Source organism: Streptomyces sp. NRRL WC-3549, assembly GCF_000721935.1.
GTDB lineage: Bacteria > Actinomycetota > Actinomycetes > Streptomycetales > Streptomycetaceae > Streptomyces.
In genome coordinates this window covers 1-2,145 of sequence record NZ_KL585427.1, presented here as the reverse complement: position 1 = coordinate 2,145, position 2,145 = coordinate 1, and the positions used below count along the sequence as shown (strand labels likewise).

Genomic DNA, 2,145 nt, shown 5'->3' with positions numbered 1-2,145 from the left:
AGCGGGCCGCCGCAGCGGACGAGACCCGGCGGATACCGCGGTCCACGATCGCCGAACTGGCCGAGGCGGGGGTCTTCCGGATGCTCCAGCCCGTCCGGTACGGCGGTCTGGAGTGCGATCCGGTCGACTTCTACCAGGTGGTGCGGGAGATCTCCGGGGTGTGCTGCTCCACCGGCTGGGTGGCGTCCGTCCTGGGCGTCCACCCCTGGCAGCTGGGCCTGTTCCCCGGCGGGCGCAGGACGACGTCTGGGGGGAGGACCCGGACACCCGCGTCTCCTCGTCGTGCGCGCCGGTGGGCAGGCTCACCCCGGTGGAGGGCGGCTACGAGCTCAGCGGCCGGTGGAGCTTCTCCTCGGGCTGCGAACACGCCGGCTGGGCCCTGCTCGGCGCCATCGTGGTCGGGGCGCAGGGCAGGCCGGTGGACTTCCTCACCGTTCTGGTGCCCCGCCGCGACTACCGCATCGAGGACGTGTGGGACGTCGTCGGGCTGCGCGGCACGGCCAGCAACGACATCCTCGTGGAATCGGTGTTCGTCCCCGCCCACCGGGTCCTGCGCAACTACGAACAGGCCCAGCTGAAGGGGCCCGGGCAGCAGGCCAACCGGGGCCCCCTCCACCGGCTGCCGTTCGGGACGGTGTTCACCAGCGCCATCACCGCCCCGGTCGTCGGTGCCGTGTCCGGCGGCTACGCCTCGTACGTCTCCCTGATGAAGGAGCGGGTGCGGCTCAGCCTGGGCGGCGGCCGGTTCGCCGAGGACCCCTTCGCCCAGGTGGCCATCGCCCGCGCCGCCTCCGACATCGACGCGACAGTCCTGCAGATGGACCGCAACGTCCGGGAGATGTACGAACTGGCCTCGGCCGGGCGGGACATCCCCATGGAGCTGCGGCTGCGCGCACGGCGGGACCAGGTCAGGGGCACCGAACGGGCCGTCGAAGCGATCGACCTGCTCTTCAAGACCGCCGGCGGCAACTCGCTGCGGCGCGGCAACCCCATCGAACGGGCGTGGCGGGACGCCCACGCCGGCAGCGTCCACGTGGCCAACGACGTGGAGCGCGCCCTGGCCATGTACGGCCGGGGTGCCTTCGGGCTGACGGTCGAGGACAACCTGGTCTGAGCCACGGCTCCGCGCCGCGCCCGCGCACGACGGCCCGGACTCCTCGCGGAGTCCGGGCCGTCGTGCGCGCGGGGCCGCTCACCGCGCCCGGTCCGCCGCCCGTGCGGCCAGGTAGCGCGCGGGGAACTCCCCGCCGCCGTGCACCGCGAGGTCGGCGCCGTTGACGTAACCGGCCAGCGGGCCCGCCAGGTAGAGGCAGGCGCCGGCGACGTCCGCGGGGACGGCCATGCGCGCCATCGCGACGGTCCGGGCCACCGACGCGCCGCCGTCCGCCCCGTAGACGGCCGCCGCGCTCTCGGTGCGGATGAGCCCGGTGGTGATGTGGTTGACCCGCACGTGCGGCGCCCACTCCAGGGCGAGCGCCTTGGTGAGGCCCAGCAGCCCGGCCTTGGCGGCCGTGTAGGCGGCCGTACCGGGCTGCGGGTCGTGGGCGGAGACACTGCCGATGTTGACGACCGCCCCGCCCTCCTCCTGGGCCCGCATGACGCGGTGGGCGGCCTGGGCCACGTAGAACGGTGCGAGCAGGTTCAGCGCGACGATCTTCTCCACGAAACGGGGCGAGACCGTGGCGGCGTCGGCGTCGGGGGAGCCGCCCGCGTTGTTGACGAGGACGTCGAGCCGGCCGAAGCGCTCCACCGTGCTCTCGACCAGTCCGGCCGCCGCCGCCGGATCGCGTACGTCGGCGGGCACGAAGAACGCCTCCCGGCCGCGCGCAGCCGGCGCGGCTCCCGGTGCGTGGCGCCCGCAGACGGCCACGTCCGCGCCGGCCCGGAGGAACGCCCCGGCGATGGCGGCACCGATGCCCTTGGTGCCGCCGGTGACGAGGACCACGCGGCCCGTGAAGTCCAGGGGATTGCCGATGTCCATGGTGCGCGGCCTCTCTGCCGAGGAAAAGGGGGATGGGAAGGTAGGGGGTGCGGGCGCCGGATCAGCCCCCGGAGGGCAGCCCGAGTCCGGCGGCGAGGCGCGCCCGGTGGCGCGCGGCCGGGCCGAAGAGTTCGGCCGCCCCGTGGGCCCGCTTGAAGTAGCGG

2 protein-coding genes and 1 pseudogene are annotated in these 2,145 nt (G+C 74.7%); 2 read left to right on the top strand and 1 reads right to left on the bottom strand.

Annotated features, from left to right (window positions below):
* Positions 1-32: 32 nt before the first annotated feature.
* Positions 33-131, top strand: a pseudogene (locus IH13_RS45110) (hypothetical protein); the annotation flags it as partial.
* Positions 113-1,114 (top strand): 3-hydroxy-9,10-secoandrosta-1,3,5(10)-triene-9,17-dione monooxygenase oxygenase subunit, encoded by a 1,002-nt coding sequence (gene hsaA, locus IH13_RS38760; protein WP_420713409.1) that lies wholly within the window; start codon positions 113-115, stop codon positions 1,112-1,114. The pseudogene IH13_RS45110 and the gene hsaA, both read left to right, overlap by 19 nt.
* A 78-nt stretch (positions 1,115-1,192) precedes the next feature.
* Here the strand turns inward: hsaA and IH13_RS0129025 are convergent, their stop codons facing one another.
* Entirely contained in the window at positions 1,193-1,981 is a 789-nt protein-coding gene (locus IH13_RS0129025; RefSeq protein WP_031088991.1) for an SDR family oxidoreductase, read from the bottom strand.
* Positions 1,982-2,145 lie beyond the last annotated feature (164 nt).